The following is a 24,540-nucleotide window of genomic DNA, read 5'->3' as shown; positions in this document are numbered from 1 at the left end:
GAGCCGGGGCACGGCTAGGGTGGCGAAGGTCAAGCCGGCGTGCGGGGTGGGGAACGGTCAGGGGCATGGACAGGGGCCAGGGCAAGGATGCGGGCGGGTCCGAGCGGCGGCCCACGTCGAAGGATGTCGCCCGGCTCGCGGGGGTGTCGCACACCGCGGTGTCGTTCGTGTTCAACGGGCGCGCCGAGGGGAACCTGTCGGCGGCCACCCAGGAGCGGATCCGGGAGGCGGCACGGCAGCTCGGCTACCGGCCGAACCCGATGGCGCGCGGTCTGCGCCGCCGGCGCAGCGCCGTCATCGGTCTCGTCACCGACCACATCGCCTCCTCCCCCTTCGCCGGAGCGCTGCTGCGCGGCGCCATGGAGACCGCCTGGGACCGTGAGCACCTGGTGGTGACCGTCGACTCGACCGGCGACCCGGACAAGGAGAGCGCCGCGGTCACCGAACTGCTCGACCGGCGCGTCGACGGCATCATCTACGCCGCGATGACACTGCGCCGGGCCGCGCTGCCCAAGGGCCTCGACCACACCGTCGCCGTACTCGCCAACTGCCTTCCGAACGAGGGGGATTGGGCGGCCGTCATCCCCGCCGAGCGAGCCGGCGGACGGGCCGCGGCGCGGCTGCTCCTGGAGGCCGGGCACCGCCGGATCGCCCTGGTCGGCGGGCTCGACGACATCGCGTCCGCGGAACGACTGCGCGGCTTCCGCGACGCTCTGCGCGGTGCGGGGATGCGGGCCCGGCAGGACTGGATCGTGCGGAGCGGGGGCGAGATCTCCGCCGGACATGAGGGTGCGCTGCGTGTCCTCGACGGTGTGCCCGCGGCAGAACGGCCGACCGGGATCGTCTGCTACAACGACCGGGTCGCGGCTGGTGTGCTGCACGCCGCGGCCCGGCTCGGCATCGAGGTGCCCGGCGGCCTCTCGGTGGTGGGGTACGACGACCAGGAGCACATGGCTCAGTTCCTCAGCCCGCGGCTCACGACCGTCGCGCTGCCGCACCGGGCCATGGGCGAGCGGGCGGCGCAGCTGCTGCTCGACGCCCTGGCGGGCGGCGTGGCGCCGCCCGCCGAAGTGATCCGGCTCAACTGCCCTGTGGTCGGGCGTGATTCCGTGGGGCCACCTCCCAGCCCCTGATCCGGGCAGGCGTTCCGGAGACCGTCAAGGCCGTGGTGTCGTCCGGGCGCAGGTAGACACGCTCGGTGGCCACGGCCCGGTCGGCAGCGAAGAGTTCGAGCAGCGAACCGTCCACGAGGATCCGTGCGGCCAGCTCCTCCGTCGGCGGCACCCTCAGCACCAGGGGCGTCGAGTCGGTCTCCCGCCCGGCGGCGTCGCGACGCGGCCAGCCCGACCGGTCGAGGGTCGCCGTGCCGGCCACCGGATCGAGCGTGACGGTCAGCTCCCGGCCCGACGCGGCCCGGCACAGGGTCACGGTCACCGGCGTGCGCGCGGTCACCTCCACGTCGTACGAGACCGGCAGCGCTGTCCCCGAGTTCGACACGTCGCCCACCAACTGTTCTTCGCTGCGCAGGAGTTCGAGCTCCGGAGCGGGACGGACCCGCAGTGATCCGTCCGCATGTGTGCCCATCTCGCGGGGTGCGGTCAGGACACCGGACCAGCCTGCTCGATCCACCTCGCCCTGCGGGCGGGCCTCCCAGGACCAGCCCCACAGGAGGGTGCGCCCGTCGTCCGGGTCGTACAGAACGGCCGGGGCGTAGAAGTCGCGGCCGTGGTCCGGGCGGCCACCGGACACGGCCCGGAACTTCCATCCACCTTCCTTCATCTCTTCCAGACGGCCCGTCAGTGCCGCCGTCGCGTGCGGGTCGCCGCCCCACAGCGAAAGGACCAGGACCCAGTCTCCGGCGTCCGTCCGGAACAGCTGGGGGCACTCCCAGCCGGTCGCGTCCGTGCCGAGCAGGCGGGCCGCCGACGGGTCCCGCCCGTCGAGCAGGACGCCCGCGAAGCGCCACGCCTTGAGGTCGTCGCAGTCGTAGAGGAGTACCGATGGTGTCCCGTCCGCGTGCCCGGCGCCGACGAGCGCCCAGCGCCGTCCTCCGTGCCGGAACACGAACGGGTCGCGGAACATCACCACGTCCAGGCCCGGCGGCGGACCCGCGACCACCGGCGCCGCCAGGGGGCGCCAGCGCACAAGAAGCGGATCGTCCGGATCGGCCTGGGCGAGGCAGATGGCGCCAAGTCCGGTGTGGTGACGGTCGATTCCGGTGTAGACGGCGGTGGGTGTGCCCGCGTCGTCGACCACGCAGCCGGACCAGCAGCCCGCCTCGTCCGGGCCGCCGGGGGTCGGCGTGAGCGCGATCGGGTGGTGTTCCCAGTGCGCCAGATCGGCGCTGGAGGCGTGGCCCCAGTGCATGTTCGTGTGCACGGGTGCGGCGGGGTTGTGCTGGTAGAAGAGGTGGTGGCGGCCGCGCCGGCGGAACGGCCCGTTGGGATCGTTGGCCCAGTTGGCGGGCGGGCGGACCCGGGCGCGCGGGGCGTGGACGTCATGCACTTCATGTGCGTCGCACACTTCATGTGCCCCGGGCACGTCATGTGCGCCGTCCGGATGGTCGTCATTCATCGGTTCACTCCCGCGGACGTGATGCCCTCGCGCAGAGGGCGTTGGCCGATGACGAAGACCGCCATGGCGGGGATCATGGAGAGCACGACTCCGGCGAGGACGACGGAGATCGAGCCGGTGCCGAGGTTGCCCTGGAGGGAGACCAGGCCGAGCGGCAGCGTGAAGTTCTGGGGCGAGGTCTCGAGGATCAGCGGCCGGAAGAACTCGTTCCAGTGGTAGTTGAAGGCGAGGACGCCGATGATCGCGAGGCCGGGCGTGGCCAGCGGCGCGTACACCGAGCGGAAGATCCGCCACGGCCCGGCGCCGTCGATCAGGGCCGCCTCGCCGAGGTCCTTGGGCATGCCGAGGAAGTACTGCCGCATCAGGAACGTGCCGAAGGCGGTCGGCCAGGCGGGGACGATCAGGCCGAGCAGGGTGTCGGTCAGGCCCATCGGCTTCAGGAGCAGGAACACCGGCACGATCGTGACCTGCACCGGGACCATCATGGTCGCCAGGACAAGGCCGAACAGGGGCTTCTTGAAACGGAATTCGAGACGCGCGAAGGAGTATCCGGCGAGCCCCGCGGTGATCATCTGGCCGACCGCGATGAGCGCGGTCACCAGGGTCGAGTTGAGGGCGAGCAGCCACACGTCGATCTGCGCGAAGACCTGGTGGTAGGCCTCGGTGGTGGCGTGGCCCGGAATGATCCGCGGCGGCAGGTCGAACGACTCCGCCGGTGCCCTGAACGAGGTGGACACCGTCCAGATCACCGGGCCGAGGGTCAGCAGGGCCACCGCCGTCAGCCCCGCGACGCGCGTCCAGGACACGAGGACGTACTTCATACGGTTCATGGGGTCACCCGGCTACTGGTAGTGGACGAAGCGCCGGCTGAGCCGGAACTGGAGTGCCGTCACAGCCATGATCAGGACGAAGAGCAGGACGCCGATCGCGGAGGCCTCGCCGAACCGCAGCTGCTCGAACGCGCTCTGGTAGATGACCATCACGACCGTGCGGGTGGCGTCACCCGGCCCTCCGTCGGTGAGGACGTAGGGCTGCTCGAAGACCTGCAGAGCGTTGATGATCCCGACGACGGAGGCGACCAGGAGGGTCGGCGAGAGCAGGGGCAGCGTGATCGACAGGTGCTTGCGCAGGCCGGACGCCCCGTCGAGGGACGATGCCTCGTGGATCTCCTTGGGGATGGTGTTCAGGCCGCCGACGAACAGCAGGAACGAGAAGCCGAACTGCTGCCAGACATAGACCAGGATCACCGCGGCCATCGCCGAGTGCTCGGACGTCAGCCAGGGGACCGGAGCGATCCCGACGTGCCCGAGCAGCCAGTTCACCACTCCGAAGTCCTGGTTGAACAGGTACTTCATGACCACCGAGATGGACGCGGCGGAAAGGATCAGCGGGAAGAAGAACGCCGAGCGGAACGTGGAGCGCAGCCACGACGGCATCCTGTTGGTCAGGGTGAGCGCGAGAGCCAGGGCGAGCAGGAGCTGGAGCGCCACCGCGAACACCATGAAGATCAGGGTGTTGGTGAACGACACGAGGACCGTGTCGTCCGTGAAGACCTGGGTGTAGTTGTCGGTGCCCGCGAAGCGGGGCGTGCCGATGACGTCCCAGTGGAAGAAGCTGAGAACGACCGACCCGACGATCGGTACGACGGTGAAGACCAGGACCCCGACGAGCGTGGGCGCCAGGAACAGAGCGGCCAGCAGGCGGGTACCGCGGTCCTTGAGGGAGCGGCGCGGGGCGGTCGCGGAGGCGGCCGGCGCAGGCCGCCGACTGAGCACGGGGGCGGTCATGCGGCACGCTCCATGGCCTTCTCCAGGTCGCTCTGCAGGCGGCGCAGGGCGGGCCGGACACCGCGGGCGTCCGCGAGGGCGGTTCCGGTGTGCTTGAGGAGCAGTTGCTCGACTTCAGCCACCTGGGGCGGGGCCGGGATCGGGCCGGTGGCGGGGAATCGGTCGAGGGTGTCGTAGAAGACGGGCCAGTTCTGCGGGCCGGTCTCCTCGTACCGGGCGGCGTGCACCATCGAACGCCGCGCCGGCGTCGTCTGGTTCGCGCGGAACAGCTGCGTCAGGACGTCCCTGCGGACCGAGTACTTGATGAACTCCCAGGCTTCGTCCTGCTTCTTGGACGTCTTCAGCAGGGCGTATCCGGCGGCACCGAACTGGTGGCGCTGGGTGCGCCAGCGCGGGAAGTACTGCACGTCGTACGCGTCCCGCCGCATTCCGGCGGTGTGGAGGCCGCCCGCCCAGAAGCCGCCGGCCGGGGTGACGCCGACGCGGCCGGTGGAGAACACGCCGACCAGGTTGGTGCCGCTGCCGCCCTCGGGGCGCGAGCAGAGCCGGTCCTGGATCAGCGACGAGAGGTACTCGTAGACCTCCTCGACCCGGTCGGCGGTGGCCTGCGGGCCGGTCCACCGGTAGCCGCCGCCCCGGCCGCGGCGGTCCCGGGGCGGGTAGAAGGTGTCCCACAGCCAGTCGCCGCCTGGGGCCTTCGACTCGCTGAGGACGTTGGTGCCGTTGGCGAAGAGCCAGGGCACCACACCGCCCCACAGGCGGTTCGTCCAGAAGTACGGTGTGAAGCCGCTGCCGCCGCCGCGCTTCATGGTGCGCAGCAGCGACGTGAAGTCGTCGCGGTCCCAGTCGGGTGGCGGCAACTCGACGCGTGAGCGTTTCAGTACGGCGCGGTTGAGATAGATGTCGGCCGCGTTGAACTCGACGGGCAGCTGGTACAGGCTCCCCTCGAACATCATCGACTCGACGAGTGAGGGATGGACGTCCGCGAAGTACTCGCGCAGTTCCTCCTTGTCGCGCCGGACCCGGTCGTCGAGCGCCACGCCCAGGCGCTGCGCGAACAGCTGGACGCCCTCGGTCGCGACATAGACGACGTCGGGGGCGGTGCCCGCGGCGATCTGCGTGAGGATCTTGGCGAAGAAGTCCGACCAGTCGGTGGCCTGGACGGGCACCAGCCGGACGTCGAGGCCGGGGTGGAGTGCGCGGAAGCCGTCGCTGAGAGCGCGTTGGGCGGCAGGGTCCACGGAGGAACCGAGGGTGGCGACGACCAGGGCATGGTCGTCCCGGCCGTGCACGTCGGCGGCGGTGAGCCGATCCCAGGACGCGGCGACGCCGGCCAGGGCGGCGGCACCCGCGCCGTAGGAGGCGCCGCGCAGCAGGGCGCGGCGAGGGAAATTCGAGTCGGTCATCCGATGCCTAACTCGTGATAGCTCAAGGGTTGCAGCAGATGATGGAAATCCGGCGGGGCCCTGTCAAGGCTTCTCGCAAGGTCGCCTGTAACGAGTTAGGTTCCTCCTGCCCGATCCCCTTCCCCCCTTGACCTTTAACGAGTTAGGTCTACAGTCCTCAAGGCATTGAGCCGCCGTCACGAGAGGGATGCGTCAGCGATGCCAGACATGCGCGGGACGACCAGGAGAGCACTCATCCGGGCCGGGGTACTGGGAGCGGCACTGCCCCTCCTGTCCGCGGCCCCCATACCGGCCGCCGCCGCGAAGCCCCGGCCCCGCAAGAAGGCCGCCGCGAGCTATCGCGCGGAGTACCACTTCACCGTCCCCGACCAGTGGAAGAACGACCCGCAGCGGCCCGTCTGGATCGACGGCGAGTATCACTACTACTACCTCTACAACGCCGACTACCTCGCCGGCGGCACCACCACCGGGACCGCCTGGCGCCTGGCGACCAGCACCGACCTCGTCTCCTTCCGCGACCGCGGCATCGCCGTGCCGAAGGACACCACGCCCAACGGCGACGTCTGGTCCGGCAGCGCGGTGGTCGACTCGGGCGACACGGCGGGCTTCGGCGCCGGAGCGGTCGTCGTCCTCGTCACGCAGGAGCCGGTCGAGGGCGCCGACACGCAGGCCCAGTACCTCTGGTACTCCACGGACGGCGGCCGCACCTTCCGGCCGCACGGCACGGACCCGGTCGTCCCCAATCCGGGGGTGCGGGACTTCCGCGACCCGAAGGTGATCCGCGACGAGGAACGCGGCCGTTGGGTGATGGCACTCGCCGAGAACACCAGGTCGGCATCTATCACTCGGACGACCTCAAGACGTGGACGTACGCCGGCGGCTTCGTCAAGGAGGGCATCGGCGTCCTCGAGTGCCCGGACCTGTTCCGTATCGAGGCCGAGGACGGGACGGTCAAGTGGGTCCTCGGGGTGAGCGCCAACGGCAAGGCCTCGGGCCTGCCCAACACGTATGCGTACTGGGCCGGTTCCTTCGACGGCACGACGTTCACCCCCGACGCCGAGGCGCCGCAGTGGCTCGACCACGGCTTCGACTGGTACGGCGCGGTCACCTTCGAGAAGCGCGCCACCGGCGGGACCGTCGACGAGTCGGCGCGGTACGCGATCGGCTGGCTGAACAACTGGGACTACCCCAACACCACGCCCACGATCGACAGCGACGGCTTCAACGGCACGGATTCACTGGTCCGTGAGGTGACCCTGCGCCGGGAGGGGTCAGGCCCGTACTATCTCGCGTCCCGCCCGGTGGACTCCCTCGCCGCCCATGTCGCACGCACCGTCGATCTCGGCGACCTGACGGTCGACGGGCAGCTCGTCCTCGACTACCAGGGCACGGCATACGAGCTGTCGGCCGAGGTGGAATGGGATCAACTGGAGGGCGTCGGAGTGCAGTTGAGGCGCTCGACCGACGGGGCGCGGCACATCGACGCCGGTGTCTGGGGCGACTACGCCTTCGTGAACCGGCGGGGCGCGGCGAACCCCGACACCTCCGGCAAGTACCAGGAGAGCAGGACGCCGTTCGACCCGGCGCGGAAGTCCGTCCGGATACGGGTCTTCGTGGACCGGACGACGGTCGAGGTGTTCTTCGACGACGGGCGGTACACGCACTCGATGGAGGCGTTCCCGTATCTCGTGGACACAGGACTCGCGCTGTTCAGCAGCGGCGGTGCGGCGGTGTTCCGCGACACGGTGGTGCGGGAGTTCTCCGTATGAGGGAAGGCGCCTGACCAGGTTCTGCCCGTCTGGTCAGGCGCCTCACAGCCGTACGTTCTCAGGGCCGTCCCAGCCCGGCCGCGAATTGCGCGAACCAGGCCAGCATGTCGGGCCGGGTCACGGCACCTTCCGCGCTGACCTCGGTGACGCGGGCGCCCTGGAGGATGCGTTTGACGGGGACCTCCAGCTTCTTGCCCGTGAGGGTCCGCGGTACGGCCTCGATGGGGACGACGGCGTCGGGGACGTGCCGGGGCGACAGGCTGTGCCTGATCGCGCCGACGATCTCGTCGCGCAGGGCGTCGTCGAACCGCTCGCCTTCCGCGGGCACGACGAACAGCGGCATGTAGTAGCGGCCGTCCGCCAGTTCGGCGCCGATGACGAGGCTGTCCGCGATCCGCGGGAGCCGTTCGACGACGGCGTAGAGGTCGGCGGACCCCATGCGCACGCCCATGCGGTTGAGCGTGGAGTCGGAGCGTCCGGCGACGACGACGGACAGGTCGGGGTCCATGGTGACCCAGTCGCCGTGCCGCCACACGCCGGGATAGACGTCGAAGTAGCTGCTCCTGTAGCGCTCGTTGCCGGGGTCGCCGACGAAGCGGAGCGGCATCGACGGCAGAGGTGCCGTGACCACGAGTTCGCCCTGCTCCCCCACGAGCGGCTGACCCGTGGCGTCCCAGGAGGCGAGGGCGACGCCCAGGGAGGGGCCGGAGATCCGGCCCGTGCGCACCGGCAGCAGCGGGGAGTCGCCGGCGAGCACCGAGCAGATGTCGGTGCCGCCGCAGATCGACTGGAGCCGGGCCTTCGGGGCGAGCCGGTCGTGGACCCACTGCCAGGTGCTGTCGGGCATGGCCGAGCCGGTCTGCAGGATGGTCCGCAGCGCGCCGAGGTCCGTGGCGGCGGCCGGGTGGGCGCCCGCCTTCTCCGCGGCGATCAGGTAGGCGGCGCCGACGCCGACCGTCGTGGCGCGGGTGCGTTCGGCGGTCCGCCAGAGGCCGTTGACGTCGGGGTGGGTGGGGCTGCCGTCGTAGAGGACGAGCGTGCTGCCGTGCAGGAGGCCGGCGACCATGAAGTTCCACACCATCCAGCTGGTGGAGGTGTGGAAGAGGTAGCGGTCGTCGGCGCGCAGGTCCACGCCGAGCCCCAGCGCCTTGAGCAGCTCGACGACGATGCCGCCGTGGCCGTGAACGATTCCCTTCGGGACGCCGGTGGTGCCCGATGACCAGAGGATCCACAGCGGATGCTCGAACGGAACGTCGGCGTAGTCGAGTCGGGCTTCGCGGCCGGCCAGATCGGACCAGTCGTGCTGCGTCACGTCCGTCCGCTGCGACCATGCCGGTCCGGCGGCGGACGTGTGCAGGCGGTCGACGGCGACGAGGTGGCGGACCGTGGGCAGGCCGTCCAGGATCTCCGCGATGTGCGGGCGCCTGTCGTACTCCTTGCCGCCGTGGCGGTAGCCGTCCGCGGCCACCAGGACCGTCGGCCGGGCCTGGCCCAGCCTGGCGAGGACGCTGGGCGTGCCGAACTCGGGTGCGCAGACCGTCCAGGTCGCGCCGACGGCGGCGGTGGCCAGGAGGGCGACCACGGCCTGCGGGATGTTCGGCAGGTACCCGGCGACGCAGTCGCCGGGGCCCACTCCCATCTCCCGCAGGGCCGCGGCCGTGCCCGCCACTTCCCTGGTGAGCCGGTCCCAGGAGATCTCCACGGGGTCGCCGGTCTCGGACACGGCGATGAGCGCGGGGCGTTCGTCGGTGGCCTGGGCGAGGCACTGCCGCGCGAAGTTGAGGCGGGCCCCGGTGAACCAGGTCGCTCCGGGCATCCTCGCGTCGCCGAGCACTTCGTCGTAGTCGCTGGCCGTGTCCAGGCCGTAGAACTCCCACACGGCCGACCAGAAGCCGGGCAGGTCGTCGGTGCTCCACCGCCACAGCCCGGCGTAGTCGGTGAACGCCAGGCCGCGTTCCTGTGCCAACCAGACGAGGAACTCGGTGACGTTGGAGTTCCGCGCGCTCATGCCGACACCTTCGGGTCCGGTGTCGTACGGCAGCCGAAGGTCTCGAGGATTTCCAGCGCGCGGGGCCACTCGCCGTAGCCGGAAGCGGGGTTGAGGTGGCCGACGGGGCCGAGGTCGATCAGGCGGCTGCCCCACGCGTCGGCCAGTGCGGTGACCCGGTCGAAGCGGGCCAGGGGGTCGTTCGTGCTCGCCGCGACCACACTGGGGAACGGCAGCGTGGCGCTCGGCGTCGGCAGCCAGCCGTTGTCGCGCAGGGTCCGCGGTGCGGGGTGGCCGTCCGGCAGCGGGGTCTCGAAGTCGGGCGGCGTCGCGAGGAGGGCGCCGTGCACCGGACGGGTGTGCCGGGCCGCCCAGTGGACGGTGGTGTGCACGCCGGCGCTGTGCGCGACGAGCACGACCGGTCCCTCGATGGCGGACACCACGTCGTTCAGGGCGGTGACCTGCGCGTCACGGCTCAGCCTGAGGTCCGTCAGGGGCGGCACGGTCACGGAACCGGGGAGACGGGCGGCGAGGGCCGTCTGCCAGTGGTCGGGGACGTGGTCGCGCAGGCCGGGCACGAGTACGACCGTGGGCGCGGGAACGGGGTTCATGCGGGGATCTCCGTCTGTTCGAGGGCCGGGGCCGGGGCCGATGCCGAGATGAGGCCCTTGTCGTAGTGGCGCCTGCCGAGGGCGAACGCCAGGCCCGCCACGATGGCGACGAGCGGGACCAGGCGGAGTGCGCCGTCCAGGCCCAAGCGGTCGGCCAGCATGCCGGTCACCGCGGGGCCGGGCGCCAGGCCCAGCAGGCTGTTGGCGAGGGTGAGCGTCGCCATGGCCGTCGCCGCGACGGCGGCCGGTGTCAGGCTCGCCACCATGGCGGCGGCGGGTCCCGCCGTGGCATTGGACAGCAACGTCCCGGCACCCACGAGGAGCAGTTGCGGTATGCCGGGCGGGAGTTGGAAGCCGCCGGTGAGCAGGACCAGCGAGCCGACGCTGCACACGATGGCGACGGTCCACTTGAGGTGGGGGTTGGTGCGGCCGAGCCGGTCGCTGACGATGCCGCCGCCGATCATGCCGATCCCGGTGATCAGCGCGAAGCCTCCGGCGGCGAGTCCGGCCTTGCCGGGCGGCAGGCCGTAGGAGCGGTCGAGGAAGCTGGGCATCCAGGCCAGCAGAGCCATCGCGATGAACATCTGCAGGCCGCTGCCGACGTAGGCGCACAGCACGGACACCGACGAGAACAGCCGGGGCAGCAACGCCCGTACCGGGCCTCCCGTACCCGGTGCGCGGCCGGTGCCGTAGCCGGCCGGCGCCAGTCTCCGCTCCGTCACGACGACGCCGTAGACCGCTGCCAGGACCAGCCCGAACAAGCCCATGATGCCGAACGTCCAGCGCCAGCCCAGATGTTGGGCCACCACACCGCCGATCGACACGCCGAGTACGGAGCCGAAGGCGCCGCCCGCGATGAAGGCGCCCGACAGCGTGGCCCGCAGGCCCACCGGGAACACGCTCAGCACCACCGCGATGCCCACGCTCCCGTAGGCCGCCTCGCCGACACCCACCATGAAACGGCCCAGGAACATCTGGCCGTAGCTCGCGGAGACGGCACAGCCCAGGGTGGCCAGGCTCCACACCACCGCAGCGAGGACCAGGCTCCTGACCCGGCCCCAGCGGTCCGCGAGCAACGACAGCGGAAAGGTCAGCACGCCGACCATCAGGGCGACAATGCCGCTCAGCGCTCCCAACTGGGTGTCGGAGAGCAGCCATTCGGCCTTCAGCAGCGGGAACACCGCGTTCAGGACCTGCCGCGACATGTAGTCCGACAGCAGGAGCCCGAAGCTGAGGGCGAACACCAACCACGCGTAGCGACGCGTCATCGGCTCAGCAGGGCCTGTCACCGGCGATCCCGGCACGCTCCATCTTGCGGACGGCGGGCCAGTAGTCCTGGACCGCGTAGTGCTGGGTGGAGCGGTTGTCCCAGAGGGCGACGCTGTTCGGGGTCCAGCGCCAGCGGACCTGGTACTCGGGGACGGCCGCCTGGCTCGTGAGGTAGTTGAGCAGGTGGCTCGCGCCGGGCGCGTGGTCCTGGCCGAACCGCACGTTCTCGGGGGTGTGGTAGTTGACGAAGTGGGTGGTGAACGAGTTGACGAAGAGGATCTTCTCGCCGGTCTCGGGGTGGGTGCGCACGACCGGGTGCTCTGCGTCCGGGTAGCGGGCCTTGAGCTGGTGGCGCTGTTCCGTCGGCATGACCGCGCCGAAGCTCGCCTCGATGCTGTGCCGGGCGCGCAGCCCGTCGATCTGGGTGCGGATGTGCTCGGGGAGCCTGCGGTACGCCTCGGCCATGTTGACCCAGATCGTGTCGCCGCCGACGTCGGGCGTCGCGACACAGCGGAGCAGGGCGCCCATGGGCGGGCGGTCGCGCCAGGTCGCGTCGCAGTGCAGGGCGTTCTCGTAGTGCTCGGGCCTGCTGTCCAGGTCCTTGTAGATACGGACGAGGCCGGGGTGGTCGGGGTCGCTGCCGAGGACCGGGTGGTCCTCCAGCGGGCCGAGGCGGGAGGCGAACCCGACGTGCTCGGCACGGCTCATGTCCTGGTCGCGCAGGAACAGCACCTTGTGGCGGAGCAGGAGTTCCTTGATCTTGGCGAAGAGCGCGTCGTCATGGACGGCGTCACTGAGCTGGACGCCGTGCAGTTCGGCGCCGATGGTGCAGGTCAGCGGTTCGACCTGGATCCGGGTGCGGGCAGCGGTCCGGGGCATGGGTGCTCTCCTGGGGTACGGGGGACGGGTGGCTCAGGGGATGAGGACGGACGAGCCCGTCGTGCGGCCCGCTTCGAGCGTGCGGTGCGCGGTCACGGCGTCCTCGAGGGCGAAGCGTTGGTCGACGCGGATCCCGATGCGGCCGGCGGCAACGTGGCCGAACAGTTCCCCGGCGAGGTCGTCCCGCTCGGCGGGGTCGGCGATGTAGTCGGCGAGCGCCGGACGGGTCACGAAGAGCGATCCGTGCTGGACGAGTTTCATCGCGTCCAGCGGCGGCACTCCGGACGAGGTGCCGAAGCAGACCAGCAGGCCGCGGCGGCGCAGCGAGGCCATGGACCCGGCGACGGTGTCCTTGCCGACGCTGTCGAGGACGAGCGGGACACCGACCCCGTCGGTCAGCTGCCGCACGCGCTCCGCGACGTTCTCCTGCCGGTACAGGATGGTGTGGTCGCAGCCGTGGGCACGGGCGAGTGCGGCCTTCTCCTCGGTGGAGACGGTGCCGATGACGGTGAGGCCGAGCAGCTTGGCCCACTGGGAGACGATCAGTCCCACGCCACCGGCGGCGGCGTGCAGCAGGATCGTGTCGCCGGGCTTCAACGGGTGGATGCGGCGCAGCAGGTACGAGGCGGTGAGGCCGCGCATGGTCATGGCGGCCGCGGTCTCGAAGTCGATGCCGTCGGGGAGCCGGATCAGGGAGTCGGCGGGCATGACCCGCTCGGAGCTGTACGCGCCGAGCGGGCTGCCGGTGTACGTGACACGGTCACCCTCGGCGACGTGGGTGACGCCTTGGCCGACGGCCTCGACGACACCGGCGGCCTCGACGCCGATTCCCGCGGGCAGCGGCGCCGGGTACAGGCCGGTGCGGAAGTAGGTGTCGGCGAAGTTGAGGCCGACGGCCTCGTGCCGGACCCGGACCTCGCCGGGGCCGGGGGCGCCGACGGTCACCTGTTCGCGGCGCAGGACCTCGGGGCCGCCTGTCTCGTGGAAGCGGATGGCGTATGCCACGGCAATGCTCTCTTCGTTCGGGTTGTTCGGCGTGCTGTGCTCGGGGGGCTGGCTGTGCTTGTTCAGCTGGATGTGCCGGTTGGGCGTGCTGAGCCTGTTCGGCCGGCTGTGCTGGTTCGGCGGCGATCGGCCGACGTCAGCCGGCGGTGCCGCCGAGCATGAAGCCGCGCCGGCCCGGACGCCGGTTGGGCACCATGCCGAGTGCGGCCAGGGTCTGGTCGGTGCCGGAGTAGTACTCACCGATGTGGTAGATCTCCTTGGCCTCCGCGCCGTTCGCGATGTCGCGGCCGAGGGTGTCGGCGATGCTGACCATCTGCTCGACCTGCTTCACGGAGCTCATGCGCTCGCCCTTGCGGGCCCACAGGTTGTCCTCGTTGCCCACGCGGACGTGGACGCCGAGGGCGATGCCGATGGCGTTCATGGGGGCGACGGCGCGCATCGAGGACTCGATGGTGAGGACGGCGCCGTCGGGGACACGGCGGACGAACTCGATCAGGTCGGCCGGGTGGCGCCCGGAGAACCCGCCACCGATGGCCACGTAGTTGAGGACCAGGGGGCCGGTGTACACACCGCTGCGGATGAGACGCTCGACGGTCTCCAGCTGGGCCAGGGTGGCGAGCTGGAAGTGCGGCTGGATGCCGTTCGCGTGCAGGCGCTTGAGGTGTTCGAGGTAGAAGTCGGGGCCCGCCTCGACGACCATGTCCCGGTACGCCGCGTAGTAGTCGGGCTTCGCGATGGAGGTGCCGGCGAGGTCGTCGTCGGACATGATCTCGACGATGTTCATCTGGCTGGTGTTGATGGCGATCGTCACCTGGTCGGGCCGCGGGTCGAGTTCGGCCAGCAGGTGGCGGGTGTCGTAGCTGAGCCACTTCGCCTCGGAGCCCTCGTCCTCGGGGGCGAACGAGATGGATCCGCCGATCTGCAGGACCATGTCCGGGACGGCCTCGCGAAGCCGGCCGATGAGTTCGTTGAACTTGGACATGCGCTTGGAGCCGTGCCCGTCGAGTTCACGCACGTGGATGTGCAGGACGGTGGCACCGGCGTTGTAGCAGTCCACGGCGGCCTGGACGTGCTCGTCCATGGTGAGGGGAAGGTCGTCGGCGTCGCCGGGGAGCCACTCGGGGCCGTAGGGAGCGGCCTGGATCACCAGCTTCTGCTGGTTCTCGGGCAGCAGGGAGTCATCGAGGAAGTGCATCGTCATCTCCTGGTACGCGGACGCGCCGGGGCAGGCCTTCGTGGGCACACCGACCCGACTCGTGGCTGGGGCAAGGGCCTTGATCGACAGAGCCGGGGTGGCCCTTGCGGTACGGCCACGTTAAGAGCGGGTTACGCCCGGCGCTTTACCGCAGGTGACAGGAGACTTGTCAGTTGGGGACGGGGCCGGTGGCCGACCGCTGGGCGCGCCACTCGCGGGCGCTGCTGCCGAACTGATCCCGGAACCAGCGGGAGAAGGCGCTGGGCGCGGAGAAGCCGAGGAGTCCGGCGATCTCCGTGAGGGAACGGCTCGGGTTCGCCACGAGCTGCTCGGCAAGCTGCTTGCGCGTTCCGTTGACGAGGGAGGAGAAGGTCTCGCCCGATGTGGCGAGGTGCCGGTGGACGGTCCTGCGGTCCACGCCGAGGCTGCCGGCGACCTGTTCGATCGAGCAGCGCCCCGTCGGCAGCAGGACCTCGATCAGCTCGCGCACCCGGTCGAGTTCGGTGGTGTCCTCGGAGACCGCGATGGAGTCGAAGTACTGCCGGGCGTAGCCACGCAGCAGGGGATCCGACATCGTATTGGGGGTGTCGAGTTCGGTCGCGTAGAAAACGATTCCGTTGAATTCCTGGTTGAATTCCACGACGGGCCCGAAGAATCGCCGGTGCGCGGCGATGTCGTGGGGTGCGCCGTGGGAGAAGCACACGGACAGTGGCTGCCAGCGGGCACCGAGGAACACCCGGAGAAATCCGTGCAGCACGCCCACGGCCAACTCGACGGACTGCCGTGCCTCACGCACCTCGCCGAGTGCGAGGCTCACCTTCAGCGTGGCGAGCCCGTTCGCCTCCGTGAGCCGGCTGCGCAGCATCTCGTTGTACATGCGCTCCTGGCGCACCAGGAGCCGGACGGCGCTGCGCGCGTCCGGCTCCTCGCGCAGGACGAGGCTGATCGGGCCGAGGTTGGAGAAGCGGCGCCGCTCCGCGAGGAGCAGGCCGAAGTCCTCGCGCCGCGCTGCCGCCGCCGACAGTTCGAGCAGCTCGGCGACGGCCGCACCGGGAATCCAGCGGTCCTGGACGGCGAGTCCGACGGGGTCGAGGCCCACCTGCTTCATGAGGGCACGGGGGTCGATACCCAGGGACTGGCTGAGCTCGATGTAGCTGCTCAGGGCTGCGTTGCGGACCAGCGGTTTCATCGGCGCGCTCCAGGGCTGTGTCCCAGATTGATAAGTCATCCGTCCCGTGAGGTCAAGCGTTGCGCGGGGCCGTGACTTAGCGTGGCACCACCGCGAAGGCCGCACGGAATTCCGATGGAAGACACCTTGGCAAAGTATAGGCCCCATGAAAAGGGGTCGGTATCGCGACGAAAAGACCGCGAAAGAGTCGGTGAATCCGGTCCCGGTACTCATCTCTCATGGAATTCTCCCGCGGAGAAAGGATGAATGTGGTGCGTGGGCAATCCCCAGATCTCCCCCGCCGCCCCTGCACCGGTCCGGCCGTGTGGCGGGGCCGGGATCTCTCGGCCGCACCGGACTGGGCGCTGCACCTGTCACCGGCGAGGCTCGACGAGCTGGACGCGGCCCTGCGGACGGCGCGTGCCCCGGGCACCCCGCTGCTGAAGGTGACCGCCGACCACTTCCCGCTGCCGACCCTGGCGGGCGAGCTGCGGAGTGCGGCCGACGAGCTGGAGAACGGCCGGGGCTTCGCACTGGTACGAGGCATCCCGGTGGAGCGGTACAGCGAGGAGGCGGCCGCCGTCCTTCTGTGGGGTGTCGGACAGCACCTCGGGATCCCGGTGTCGCAGGACGCGACCGGCCACATGCTCGGGCATTTGCGCGACGGGCCCGGCGTCGGGGCCGCGCTGTCGCCGCGCACCGAAGCCGCCGACGCGCTGGCGCTGCTGTGCCTGCGGGCGGCCGGCTCCCGTGGGCGTACGACACTCGCCAGCTCGGCGGCGGTACACAATGCCGTACTGGCGCGCAGGCCCGAGCTTCTCGACGGTCTGAGCCGTACGCACTTCCTCGACCGCCACGGAGAACAGCTCCCGGGCGGGCTCCCCTGGCAGGCGGTGCCGCTCGCCCACCGGGACGGGGAGAGGCTCAGCCTGCGTTACGACCGCGGCCGCCTGGAGTCCGCGCAGCGGTATCCCGAGGTACCGCGTCTGAGCTCGGCCGAGCGGGAGCTCTTCGACCTCATGGACGAGACGGCGTCCTCCCCGGAGCTGCGCCTCGACATCGACCTCGCCCCCGGCGACCTGCTGCTGCTCAACAACCACGCGGTCCTGCACGCCCGCACGCCTCACGAGGACGGACCGGGGCCCGAACGTCCCTTTCATCTCCTGCAGCTGTGGCTGACGCCACATCAATCACGCTCGCTGCCACCGGAGTTCTGGGGCGATGAGCACTCCCGCACCGGCGGCCGCGGCGGGGTCGCGCCGCGCGATGTGATCACCCCGCACCCCCCGACGAAAGGGAAGCCACATGTCCGACCTCTGCGCACTCCTGGCGCGATCCGCCCGGTCCCACGCTGACCGGACCGCTGTCCGTCAGGGCGACCGCGTCCTCACGTACGGGGAACTCGACGACCTCACCGCCCGGTTCGCGGCGCTGCTGCGGGCCAGGGGCGTGCGGGCGGGCGACCGTGTGGCGATGGTCCTGCCCAACGTCCTGCACTTTCCCGTCGTGTACTACGGCATCCTGCGCGCGGGCGGCGTCGTCGTCCCGATGAATCCCCTGCTGAAGGCGGACGAGATCGCGTTCGTGCTGCGCGACTGCGCCACCCGATTCCTGGTGGCCTCGCCGTCCTCCGCCGACGAGGCCGTTCCGGCGGCGTCGATGGCCGGCGTGGAGCACCTGGTCGCGGACCCGGCGACCCTCGACGCGCAGCTGCGCATGGCCACGCCGATGACCGGAGCGGCCGCGAACGCCGATGACGACACCGCGGTGATCCTTTACACGTCCGGCACGACGGGGACGCCCAAGGGAGCCGAGCTGACGCACCACAACCTGGTGAGCAACGCGCTGACGGCGGCCCGGACGCTGCTGTGCGTGGGACCGGACGACGTCCTGTTCGGCGGGCTGCCGCTGTTCCACGCCTTCGGGCAGACCTGCGCCCTGAACACCGCGATCACGGCGGGCGCCTGTCTGACCCTGCTGCCTCGCTTCGACGCGGCCACGGCGCTGGAGATTCTGCGCCGCGACGAGGTGACCGTCTTCCTCGGCGTGCCCACGATGTACACCGCGCTGCTCCAGAGCGGCGTCGGGCCGGCCCTGCCGCGGCTGCGGCTGGGTGTCTCGGGCGGCTCCGCGCTCCCCGTGGAACTGCTGCGTGCCGCCGAGCGCGAGCTGGAGGTCACGGTGCTCGAGGGCTACGGCCTGTCGGAGACGTCGCCGGTGGCCTGCTTCAACCCGCCGGACCGGCCCCGCAAGCCGGGTTCCATCGGGCTTCCCGTCCGGGGCGTCGAGTTGCGGCTGGTCGCGGAGGACGGCCGGGTGGTCGGCCCCGGCGAGGTCGGCGAGCTGGCGATCCGGGGCGAGAACGTCATGAAGGGGTACTGGAACCGGCCGGACGCCACCGCGCGGGCGTTCCAGGAGGGCTGGTTCCACAGCGGTGATCTCGCCCGTGTCGACGAAGACGGCTACTACTTCATCGTCGACCGCAAGAAGGACCTCGTCATTCGAGGCGGCTACAACGTCTATCCGCGCGAGATCGAGGAGGTCCTGTACCGGCACCCGGACGTCGCGGAGGCCGCGGTGATCGGTGTGCCCGACCCGGCGCGCGGAGAGGAGGTGGCCGCCGTGGTGGTTCTCCGGCCCGGCGCCCGCGTCACGACGGACGAAGTGCGCGACTACGTACGACAGCGGGTGGCGGCCTACAAGTACCCGCGGATCGTGAGATTCGCCGACGCGCTGCCCAAGGGGGCGACCGGCAAGATCCTCAAGCGGGACATCGCGCTCGCCCCGCCGGAGCCTTCGGGAAACTGAACCGACGACGCGCGCGGATCCGGCCAGAACTGCCGTCCGCGCGACACGCCATCCCTCGAACGGGTAACCAACCCCGCACGGGTGATTCGAAAAGGAGATGACGGCCGCACCGCCGGAAGCCACCTGCCGCGCTCCCCACGTTCGAACTTTCGAGCGACAGATCGCACCCTCAACACCGTTACGAGTCACAGATCGACCCCGTTCTCCGAGCATCTGTCCGATCGCCGGCGTAGGAGGTCATATGGAGCAGCATCAGGTGTCGAGCGGGACGGGGGCGAGCGCATGAGGCTGTTGCGCCGTCCGGAGCCGGGTGCTCCCGTTGTCTCGGCCAGTGAGAAGGAGTTGTTCGGCGGGCCCTTGCGCTACGACGCGGGCTGGAGCAAGCACGAGTACGCCCGCCTCGACCTCACTCTGTGGAGTGCGCTGAGGTCCCTGCCGCACCTGGTGCTGCAGACCGTCCGACTGGCCTGGCACACGGATCGACGGTCACTGGTCACCGTGGGAGTGACGGAGGTGGGCCAAGGCATCGCGGCCGCGCTGAAGTTGCTCGCCGTCAACGCGGCCCTGCACGCGGTCGTCGCCGCCGGCACCGACGTGCGCGGCCTGCGTGACGCACTGCCCGCCGTGGTGATGACCGCGGTGGTCCTGGCCGCCAACGCGCTGCTCGCCTCCCGGTCCACCGCGGCGGCGGGGAGCCTGGAGCCGAAGGTCGAACGCGCCGCGTCCGAGCAGTACTTGGCGGCGTGCCAGCGGGTCGAGATGTCGGCGATCGAGGACGGCACGTTCCGGGAGCTGATCGACCGCGCCCAGTACGGCGCCAACGAGGCCCGCCACATGATCGGCTCCAGTGTCGCGGCGATCAACAGCGTGCTGGCCCTGGTCGCCGCGGGCGGTGTGCTGTCCGTGCTCAATCCGGCGCTGCTGCCCATGCTGTTCCTGATCGTCGCGCCGCGCGGCTGGGGCGTGATGCGCGTGGCCCAGCAGCGCTACCTCTCGACGATGACCTGGATCGAACACCTGCGGGCCAGCCGGGTGTTGTCCAATCTGCTCACCTCGGTCACCGCAGCCCTGGAGGTGCGCGTGCACCATGTGGGCGCGTTCCTGCTGCGCCACTACCGGATCATGGCGCACACGGCCGAGAGCGAACAGGAACGCCTGGCCAAGGACAAGGCCCGCACCGAACTGGCCGCGTCCGCCCTCTCCGGCCTCGGATACGCACTCACCTTCACGGTGATGATCGGCCTGTGCCTGACCGGCCGTATGAGCGTCGCCGTCCTCGGCACGGCCATCATGGCCATCAACGCGGGCTCCGCCAGCATCGGTTCGCTCGTGAACACCATGAGCCAGCTGCACGAACAGTCCCTTTACGTGCACGACCTCACCGACTTCCTCAAGAAGGCCGAGGACCTGGCCATCCCCGAGGGCGGCCGCGCCCTGCCGTCGCGCCCGCGGTCCATCCGTCTCGACAACGTCTCCTTCCGGTACCCCGGCCGGGACGAGCCCGCTGTCGACGACATCTCCTTCAGCATCGAACTCGGCAGCGTCATCGCCCTCGTGGGCCCCAACGGCTCCGGCAAGTCGACCCTCGTGCGCCTGCTGTCCGGCCTGCACTTACCCGGAGAGGGCCGCATCCACTGGGACGACGTGGACGTCGCCGAGGCCGACCGGCAGCAACTCTTCGGCCACGTCAGCCTGCTCACCCAGACCTTCGAGCGCTGGCCCTTCACCGCGGCGGCCAACATCCGCATCGGGCAGCCGGACCGCGACGTCACCGACGAAGACCTGCGCACCTCTGCCGCGTACGCCGGAGCCGACCGCGACATCGCCGGACTCCCCCACGGCATGAACACCTTGCTGGGCAAGAACTTCCGCGGCGCCAGCGACCTGAGCGGCGGACAGTGGCAGAAGATCGGGCTGGCCCGCGCCCACTTCCGCGACGCCTGCGTGATCATCGTGGACGAGCCGACGTCCGCCCTGGACCCGGACGCGGAACAGCGTGCCTTCGACCAGATCCTCGGCCTCGCGGGACCGGACCGCATCATCGTCCTGGTCACCCACCGCATGGCCGCGGTGCGCCGCGTCGACCGCATCTTCGTCCTGGACGAGGGCCGGCTGATCGAGGAGGGCAGCCACACCGAGCTGTTCGCCGCCGAACCCGCCAGCCGCTACGCGCAGATGTACCGCCTCCAGGCCGACCAGTACGAACACGACCGCCCCGCCCGACTCCCCGGCCCCACCAGGCCACCCGCCTCCGAGCCGGCGTGACCTGCGGGCAACTGGTCCGACGCCGCGCCAGGGCACGAAGCCCCTGACGACGCCGAAAGGCGCCCCGGCCTCAGCCGGCCAGGCGGTTCAACTGCCGGTCGTGCCACTTGCTGAGCAGCAGCAACGAGACCGTGGCGCCGATCAGCGCGCAGAACATGTCCCATTGGGTGTCCCACACATCGCCCTGGGTGGCGAGGAAGGCGTCCGCCGCGTGCCCGCCGATGACCGCCGCCGCCCACTCGAACATCTCGAAGACCGCGCTGAACGCCAGGCACGCGCAGACCGTGAGGGGCGCCAGCCATCGGCTGCCGCGCAGCGGAGACGTCCGGACCAGCAACTCCCGCACCAGGACGGCCGGTACGAAGCCCTGCATCAGGTGCCCGAACCGGTCGTACGGATTCCGGGACAGCCCCAGTCCGTCCTTCACCCACTCGCCCAACGGCACCTCGGCGTACGTGTAGTGCCCGCCCAGCGCGAGCACCAGCGCGTGCGCCGCGAGGAGACAGCACAGCAGCCCCGAGAGCGGGAAGCGCCGCCGGGCGAGGACGGCCAACGGCAGTCCGATCAGCACCCACACCACTTCCAGCAACCAGGTCGTCCGGTCGTGCGGTGCCCAGGCGGAGACGGCGAGCCCCACGACCACGACGGCGGCGCAGACACCGGGCAGCACCGGGAACGGGGCCGCGTTGTTCGCCCTCCGGCGACGGGCAGCTGCGATCAGGGACATCGGGGCGCTCCTTCTTCTCGGTCGCCTCATCGTGGCGGCCCGGAAGCCGGGTGGCCTGAGTACGGCTACTCAAACGGGACCGGGCGAGGAGCGCTGGTGATCACGCCGGCGGGAACAGCTCCGCGAGGTATGCGGGCAAGGCCGCCGCCGTGTCGGCGAGGGGGAAGCGGGCGCCGAGGTGTCCGTCGGGGCGTACGACGAAGCCGGTCGGCCCGTCGGGGCGGTAGAGCCGGGCGAACTCCCCGGCGGCGTCGCGGTATCCGGCGACGGCCAGGGGGTCGAGGCCGGTCGGCTCGGCATCACGGTCGAGGACGGCGACGGTCTCCAGCGCGAACCCGGACAGCGTGCCGTCGTCCGGTACGCCCGCGACCCGGACCGTCGCGGCGGCCTCGGCCAGGACCGCGGCGTCGGCCCCGTACAGGAGCACGACGTGCGCCGTGCGGCCGCGCAGGATGTCGAGCAGGCGCAACGGGTACGCGGCCACGGGCTCGGCCAGCCCGGTGCAGTCCGGGGCGCGGTCACCGGGCTGGGGCGCTTCGGCGGGCCCGTGCGGGCTCCCGGCGAGCGGTCCGTCCCGGTAGCCGATGAGCAGTTGGGCCTCGCGGAGCATGATGGTCCGCGGCGCGTCAGGGTCGGCTTCGATGCCTTCCGTGGCATGCCGCACGGTCCGGCCCACGACTTCCTCGCCGACCGGGCGGCGCTCGGCGTCGTAGCTGGTGAGCAGGGCGGGCCCGGCCTCTCCCCGGAGGACGAGGGCGAGCTTCCAGGCCAGGTTGCAGGCGTCCTGGATGCCGGTGTTCATGCCCTGGGCACCCGTGGGCGGGTGGATGTGGGCGGCGTCGCCCGCGACGAAGACGCGTCCATCGGCGTAGCGGTCGACGATGCGGTGGCTGATGCGGAAGACGGACGACCAGCGCAGGTGCGAGAGGGTGGCCGGCACGGGGGCCAGGCGGTCGACGACGGCCTGGAGGTGGGACAGCTCGGGGACGCCACCGCTCTGCAGGCCGTGCGTCACACCGTCCCCCCGCGTGGGCCCGCGGTCGGCGCCCCGCTCGGAGAGCTCGGGCGGGACCAGCGCGGACATGCGGTAGCGGCCGTTCCCGGGCAGCGGGATGCAGACCAGCACGTCGTCGGTGGAACCGTCGTCGGCGCGGTGCGTGGACCGTACGCCGTAGCCGTGGGGCAGGTCCCAGTCGGCCTCGACGTCGGCCAGCATGTAGCCCTCGTCGAAAGCCCCGCCTTCGAAGCTCAGGCCCAGCCCTTTGCGGACGGTGCTGTGCGCTCCGTCGCAGCCGACGAGATAGCGGACGCGCAGCTCCTCCTCGGCGCCGGAGTCGGTGCGCAGAAGGGCCGTGACCCCGTCCTCGTCCTGGGTGAAGGACAGCAGTTCGGTGTTGCGCTCGATGAACGTGCCGAGGCCGCCGACGTACTCCTCGATGAGGCGCTCGGTCTCGTACTGCGGAAGTGCGGCGAATCCGTAGGGCACCTCGGGCGGCAGGACGAGGTCGATCCGGGCCTGCTCCCGGCCGTTGACGTAGATCAGCTGGCCGCGCATCGGGACGGCGGCCTCCAGGGCGGCGCGGGCCAGGCCCATCCGGTCCCAGATCTCGAGTGTGCGTGGTTGGATGCCGACCGCTTTGGCGTGGGGGAGGCGGGCCGGCAGGCGGTCGACGAGGCGGCAGCGCACCCCGTGCCGCCGGAGCTCCGCGGCCGCGCTCAGCCCGACCGGGCCGGCGCCCACGATCAGTACGTCGGTGGTTCGGGCGTGCTCCACGGGTACCTCCCAGCACCTGGCCCCCGGAACCGGCCCCGTCCTCCATCGTGGCCCGCCGCCGCGCAGGGGGCGAGCCGGGCGCCCGCCCTCCTGCCTCCGCTCCCGCGACCGGGCGGCGATCGACCGCTGTCCACTTGGTGGGCGGTCAAGTGGCGGATCTTGGACGCCGGCCGTCGATGCAGCAGGTCAGAGCGGTGCGGCTGGAGCCGTCAGGTGGCGCAATGCTGCCGCAACACCATCGGAGCCGCCGCGCCGGTACGTTCCCTGCCATGCCAGCCGAACGTATCCCCGCCTCGCTTCCGGTCGCCGCCGCGCGCCGTCGGCGGCTGCGTGCGGACCAGGCCCGGCAGCTCGCGGACCTGCTGCGCCACCAGATCCTGTCGGGCGGATTCCCGCGCGGCGTCCTCCCTCTGGAGGACGTCATCGCCGCCGACTACCGGGCCAGCCGCAACACCGTCCGGCAGGCACTCGACCTGCTGCGCGGCGAGCAGCTCGTCGAGCGGAAGGCCGGCGTCGGCACCGTCGTGGTCTGCGAGAAGTACCCGCACGGCCTCGACCGGCTGCAGGGCCTGGCCGAGACCCTGCACGAGCACGGCCGGGTCACCAACGAGGTCAGGACCGTCGGGCCGGTCGGCGCTCCCGGCCCAGTGGCGCACCGGCTCGGTCTGCCCGACCACACCGACGTGCTCTGTATCGAGCGGCTGCGGCGCCTCGACGGACTGCCACTGTCCCTGGACCTGTCGTATCTGCCCATGGATGTGGGCGGTGACCTGCTCGGCTGCGACTTGGAGAACACGGACGTGTTCCGGCTCCTGGAGACGCTGACCGGCGGCCCGCTGGGGCATGCCGACATCACTCTCGAAGCCGTGAACGCCGACGCGCACTCCGCCGCGGTCCTCGAGGCGCCGCGCGGGAGCGCCGTTCTGATGCTGGAGCGGCTCACTCATCTGCCCGACGGGCGGCCCGTGGACCTGGAGTTCATCCGCTTCCGCGGCGACCGCATCACCATGAGCGGCGTCCTTCGCCGCCACACCGTCTGACCCACCGCACGTTCCTTCCACCACCCTCCCTGGAGACAGCCATGCCCGTTGTCCCGCAGCGCGCCGACGTACCCGTGACCATCGACGAGTCGCGGTGTATCGACGGCTGCACGCTCTGCGTAGACATGTGTCCGCTCGACTCGCTCGCGATCCGCGAGGACAACGGCAAGGCGTACATGCACGTCGACGAGTGCTGGTACTGCGGCCCGTGCGCGGCCCGGTGCCCCACCGGCGCGGTCACCGTCAACATGCCCTACCTGCTCCGGTGAAAGGTCC

The 24,540-nt window shown here is 70.9% G+C and carries 19 protein-coding genes and 1 pseudogene; 7 read left to right on the top strand and 13 right to left on the bottom strand.

Annotated features, from left to right (window positions below):
- Window positions 1-65: 65 nt before the first annotated feature.
- Window positions 66-1,133 carry a LacI family DNA-binding transcriptional regulator gene (locus LGI35_RS38725; RefSeq protein WP_227299094.1) on the top strand — a complete coding sequence of 356 codons (1,068 nt, stop codon included), beginning with the start codon at window positions 66-68 and terminating at the stop codon, window positions 1,131-1,133.
- Here the strand turns inward: LGI35_RS38725 and LGI35_RS38720 are convergent.
- Genes LGI35_RS38720 through LGI35_RS38705 form a run of 4 tightly spaced genes read right to left on the bottom strand, consistent with a single transcriptional unit; the run spans window position 1,081 to window position 5,767 of the window.
- Window positions 1,081-2,574 carry a glycoside hydrolase family 32 protein gene (locus LGI35_RS38720; RefSeq protein WP_227299093.1) on the bottom strand — a complete coding sequence of 498 codons (1,494 nt, stop codon included), beginning with the start codon at window positions 2,572-2,574 and terminating at the stop codon, window positions 1,081-1,083. The two genes, LGI35_RS38725 and LGI35_RS38720, sit on opposite strands and share 53 nt — an antisense overlap.
- Window positions 2,571-3,404 (bottom strand): carbohydrate ABC transporter permease, encoded by an 834-nt coding sequence (locus tag LGI35_RS38715; protein ID WP_227299092.1) that lies wholly within the window; start codon window positions 3,402-3,404, stop codon window positions 2,571-2,573. Before LGI35_RS38715 ends, LGI35_RS38720 begins: the two co-directional genes overlap by 4 nt.
- Before the next feature lie 12 nt (window positions 3,405-3,416).
- Complete coding sequence (locus LGI35_RS38710) at window positions 3,417-4,361, bottom strand: carbohydrate ABC transporter permease (RefSeq protein WP_227299091.1); 945 nt, start codon at window positions 4,359-4,361, stop codon at window positions 3,417-3,419.
- Window positions 4,358-5,767: an extracellular solute-binding protein gene (locus tag LGI35_RS38705; RefSeq protein WP_227299090.1), complete on the bottom strand. Its 1,410-nt coding sequence runs from the start codon at window positions 5,765-5,767 to the stop codon at window positions 4,358-4,360. The genes LGI35_RS38710 and LGI35_RS38705 overlap by 4 nt, the downstream gene beginning before the upstream one ends.
- A gap of 207 nt (window positions 5,768-5,974) precedes the next feature.
- Here LGI35_RS38705 and LGI35_RS38700 point away from each other — a divergent pair.
- A pseudogene (locus LGI35_RS38700) lies at window positions 5,975-7,536 on the top strand (glycoside hydrolase family 32 protein).
- A 58-nt stretch (window positions 7,537-7,594) separates the two neighbouring features.
- On the opposite strand, the gene LGI35_RS38695 reads toward LGI35_RS38700, so the two are convergent.
- The 7 genes from LGI35_RS38695 to LGI35_RS38665 all read right to left on the bottom strand — a co-directional run bounded on the left by LGI35_RS38695 (window position 7,595) and on the right by LGI35_RS38665 (window position 15,671).
- Window positions 7,595-9,544: an acetoacetate--CoA ligase gene (locus tag LGI35_RS38695; RefSeq protein ID WP_227299089.1), complete on the bottom strand. Its 1,950-nt coding sequence runs from the start codon at window positions 9,542-9,544 to the stop codon at window positions 7,595-7,597.
- On the bottom strand, window positions 9,541-10,134 hold the full coding sequence (locus LGI35_RS38690; RefSeq protein ID WP_227299088.1) for an RBBP9/YdeN family alpha/beta hydrolase: 594 nt from the start codon (window positions 10,132-10,134) through the stop codon (window positions 9,541-9,543). The genes LGI35_RS38695 and LGI35_RS38690 overlap by 4 nt, the downstream gene beginning before the upstream one ends.
- The gene (locus LGI35_RS38685; RefSeq protein ID WP_227299087.1) at window positions 10,131-11,402 is read right to left on the bottom strand and encodes an MFS transporter; all 1,272 of its coding nucleotides are present in this window, start codon (window positions 11,400-11,402) and stop codon (window positions 10,131-10,133) included. The genes LGI35_RS38690 and LGI35_RS38685 overlap by 4 nt, the downstream gene beginning before the upstream one ends.
- Window positions 11,403-11,406: 4 nt before the next feature.
- Window positions 11,407-12,282 carry a TauD/TfdA dioxygenase family protein gene (locus LGI35_RS38680; RefSeq protein ID WP_227299086.1) on the bottom strand — a complete coding sequence of 292 codons (876 nt, stop codon included), beginning with the start codon at window positions 12,280-12,282 and terminating at the stop codon, window positions 11,407-11,409.
- 33 nt (window positions 12,283-12,315) lie between these two features.
- Window positions 12,316-13,287 (bottom strand): quinone oxidoreductase family protein, encoded by a 972-nt coding sequence (locus tag LGI35_RS38675; RefSeq protein WP_227299085.1) that lies wholly within the window; start codon window positions 13,285-13,287, stop codon window positions 12,316-12,318.
- Between the two features lie 136 nt (window positions 13,288-13,423).
- Complete coding sequence (locus LGI35_RS38670) at window positions 13,424-14,482, bottom strand: beta-keto acid cleavage family enzyme (RefSeq protein ID WP_227299084.1); 1,059 nt, start codon at window positions 14,480-14,482, stop codon at window positions 13,424-13,426.
- 169 nt (window positions 14,483-14,651) lie between these two features.
- Window positions 14,652-15,671, bottom strand: a complete 1,020-nt coding sequence (locus LGI35_RS38665; protein ID WP_227299083.1) for an AraC family transcriptional regulator — start codon at window positions 15,669-15,671, stop codon at window positions 14,652-14,654.
- Window positions 15,672-15,922: 251 nt separating this feature from the next.
- On the opposite strand from LGI35_RS38665, the gene LGI35_RS38660 reads away from it, so the two are divergent.
- The 3 genes from LGI35_RS38660 to LGI35_RS38650 all read left to right on the top strand — a co-directional run bounded on the left by LGI35_RS38660 (window position 15,923) and on the right by LGI35_RS38650 (window position 20,723).
- Window positions 15,923-17,005: a TauD/TfdA family dioxygenase gene (locus LGI35_RS38660; protein WP_227299082.1), complete on the top strand. Its 1,083-nt coding sequence runs from the start codon at window positions 15,923-15,925 to the stop codon at window positions 17,003-17,005.
- Window positions 16,956-18,458 (top strand): long-chain-fatty-acid--CoA ligase, encoded by a 1,503-nt coding sequence (locus tag LGI35_RS38655; protein ID WP_227299081.1) that lies wholly within the window; start codon window positions 16,956-16,958, stop codon window positions 18,456-18,458. Before LGI35_RS38660 ends, LGI35_RS38655 begins: the two co-directional genes overlap by 50 nt.
- Window positions 18,459-18,740: 282 nt before the next feature.
- Window positions 18,741-20,723 (top strand): ABC transporter ATP-binding protein, encoded by a 1,983-nt coding sequence (locus LGI35_RS38650; protein WP_227299080.1) that lies wholly within the window; start codon window positions 18,741-18,743, stop codon window positions 20,721-20,723.
- A gap of 70 nt (window positions 20,724-20,793) precedes the next feature.
- Here LGI35_RS38650 and LGI35_RS38645 read toward each other — a convergent pair whose 3' ends face one another.
- Window positions 20,794-21,450, bottom strand: coding sequence for a DUF2238 domain-containing protein (locus tag LGI35_RS38645; RefSeq protein ID WP_227299079.1), 657 nt, complete (start codon window positions 21,448-21,450; stop codon window positions 20,794-20,796).
- Window positions 21,451-21,550: 100 nt separating this feature from the next.
- Window positions 21,551-23,224 carry an FAD-dependent monooxygenase gene (locus LGI35_RS38640; RefSeq protein WP_227299078.1) on the bottom strand — a complete coding sequence of 558 codons (1,674 nt, stop codon included), beginning with the start codon at window positions 23,222-23,224 and terminating at the stop codon, window positions 21,551-21,553.
- Between the two features lie 269 nt (window positions 23,225-23,493).
- Between LGI35_RS38640 and LGI35_RS38635 the strand changes: the two genes are divergently transcribed.
- Window positions 23,494-24,264 (top strand): GntR family transcriptional regulator, encoded by a 771-nt coding sequence (locus tag LGI35_RS38635; protein WP_227299077.1) that lies wholly within the window; start codon window positions 23,494-23,496, stop codon window positions 24,262-24,264.
- A 41-nt stretch (window positions 24,265-24,305) separates the two neighbouring features.
- The gene (locus LGI35_RS38630; RefSeq protein ID WP_055563275.1) at window positions 24,306-24,533 is read left to right on the top strand and encodes a 4Fe-4S dicluster domain-containing protein; all 228 of its coding nucleotides are present in this window, start codon (window positions 24,306-24,308) and stop codon (window positions 24,531-24,533) included.
- Window positions 24,534-24,540 lie beyond the last annotated feature (7 nt).

The organism is Streptomyces longhuiensis, assembly GCF_020616555.1.
Classification (GTDB): Bacteria; Actinomycetota; Actinomycetes; order Streptomycetales; family Streptomycetaceae; genus Streptomyces; species Streptomyces longhuiensis.
The sequence above is the reverse complement of the archived record's forward strand: the minus strand, read 5'-3'. Positions and strand labels throughout refer to the sequence as shown.

Excerpts from the sequence above, each read along its gene's own strand:
- LGI35_RS38725 (WP_227299094.1), top strand. The coding sequence starts at position 66 with ATGGACAGGGGCCAGGGCAAGGATGCGGGCGGGTCCGAGCGGCGGCCC.
- LGI35_RS38720 (WP_227299093.1), bottom strand. The coding sequence starts at position 2,574 with ATGAATGACGACCATCCGGACGGCGCACATGACGTGCCCGGGGCACAT.
- LGI35_RS38715 (WP_227299092.1), bottom strand. The coding sequence starts at position 3,404 with ATGAACCGTATGAAGTACGTCCTCGTGTCCTGGACGCGCGTCGCGGGG.
- LGI35_RS38710 (WP_227299091.1), bottom strand. The coding sequence starts at position 4,361 with ATGACCGCCCCCGTGCTCAGTCGGCGGCCTGCGCCGGCCGCCTCCGCG.
- LGI35_RS38705 (WP_227299090.1), bottom strand. The coding sequence starts at position 5,767 with ATGACCGACTCGAATTTCCCTCGCCGCGCCCTGCTGCGCGGCGCCTCC.
- LGI35_RS38695 (WP_227299089.1), bottom strand. The coding sequence starts at position 9,544 with ATGAGCGCGCGGAACTCCAACGTCACCGAGTTCCTCGTCTGGTTGGCA.
- LGI35_RS38690 (WP_227299088.1), bottom strand. The coding sequence starts at position 10,134 with ATGAACCCCGTTCCCGCGCCCACGGTCGTACTCGTGCCCGGCCTGCGC.
- LGI35_RS38685 (WP_227299087.1), bottom strand. The coding sequence starts at position 11,402 with ATGACGCGTCGCTACGCGTGGTTGGTGTTCGCCCTCAGCTTCGGGCTC.
- LGI35_RS38680 (WP_227299086.1), bottom strand. The coding sequence starts at position 12,282 with ATGCCCCGGACCGCTGCCCGCACCCGGATCCAGGTCGAACCGCTGACC.
- LGI35_RS38670 (WP_227299084.1), bottom strand. The coding sequence starts at position 14,482 with ATGCACTTCCTCGATGACTCCCTGCTGCCCGAGAACCAGCAGAAGCTG.
- LGI35_RS38665 (WP_227299083.1), bottom strand. The coding sequence starts at position 15,671 with ATGAAACCGCTGGTCCGCAACGCAGCCCTGAGCAGCTACATCGAGCTC.
- LGI35_RS38655 (WP_227299081.1), top strand. The coding sequence starts at position 16,956 with ATGTCCGACCTCTGCGCACTCCTGGCGCGATCCGCCCGGTCCCACGCT.
- LGI35_RS38650 (WP_227299080.1), top strand. The coding sequence starts at position 18,741 with ATGAGGCTGTTGCGCCGTCCGGAGCCGGGTGCTCCCGTTGTCTCGGCC.
- LGI35_RS38645 (WP_227299079.1), bottom strand. The coding sequence starts at position 21,450 with ATGTCCCTGATCGCAGCTGCCCGTCGCCGGAGGGCGAACAACGCGGCC.
- LGI35_RS38635 (WP_227299077.1), top strand. The coding sequence starts at position 23,494 with ATGCCAGCCGAACGTATCCCCGCCTCGCTTCCGGTCGCCGCCGCGCGC.
- LGI35_RS38630 (WP_055563275.1), top strand. The coding sequence starts at position 24,306 with ATGCCCGTTGTCCCGCAGCGCGCCGACGTACCCGTGACCATCGACGAG.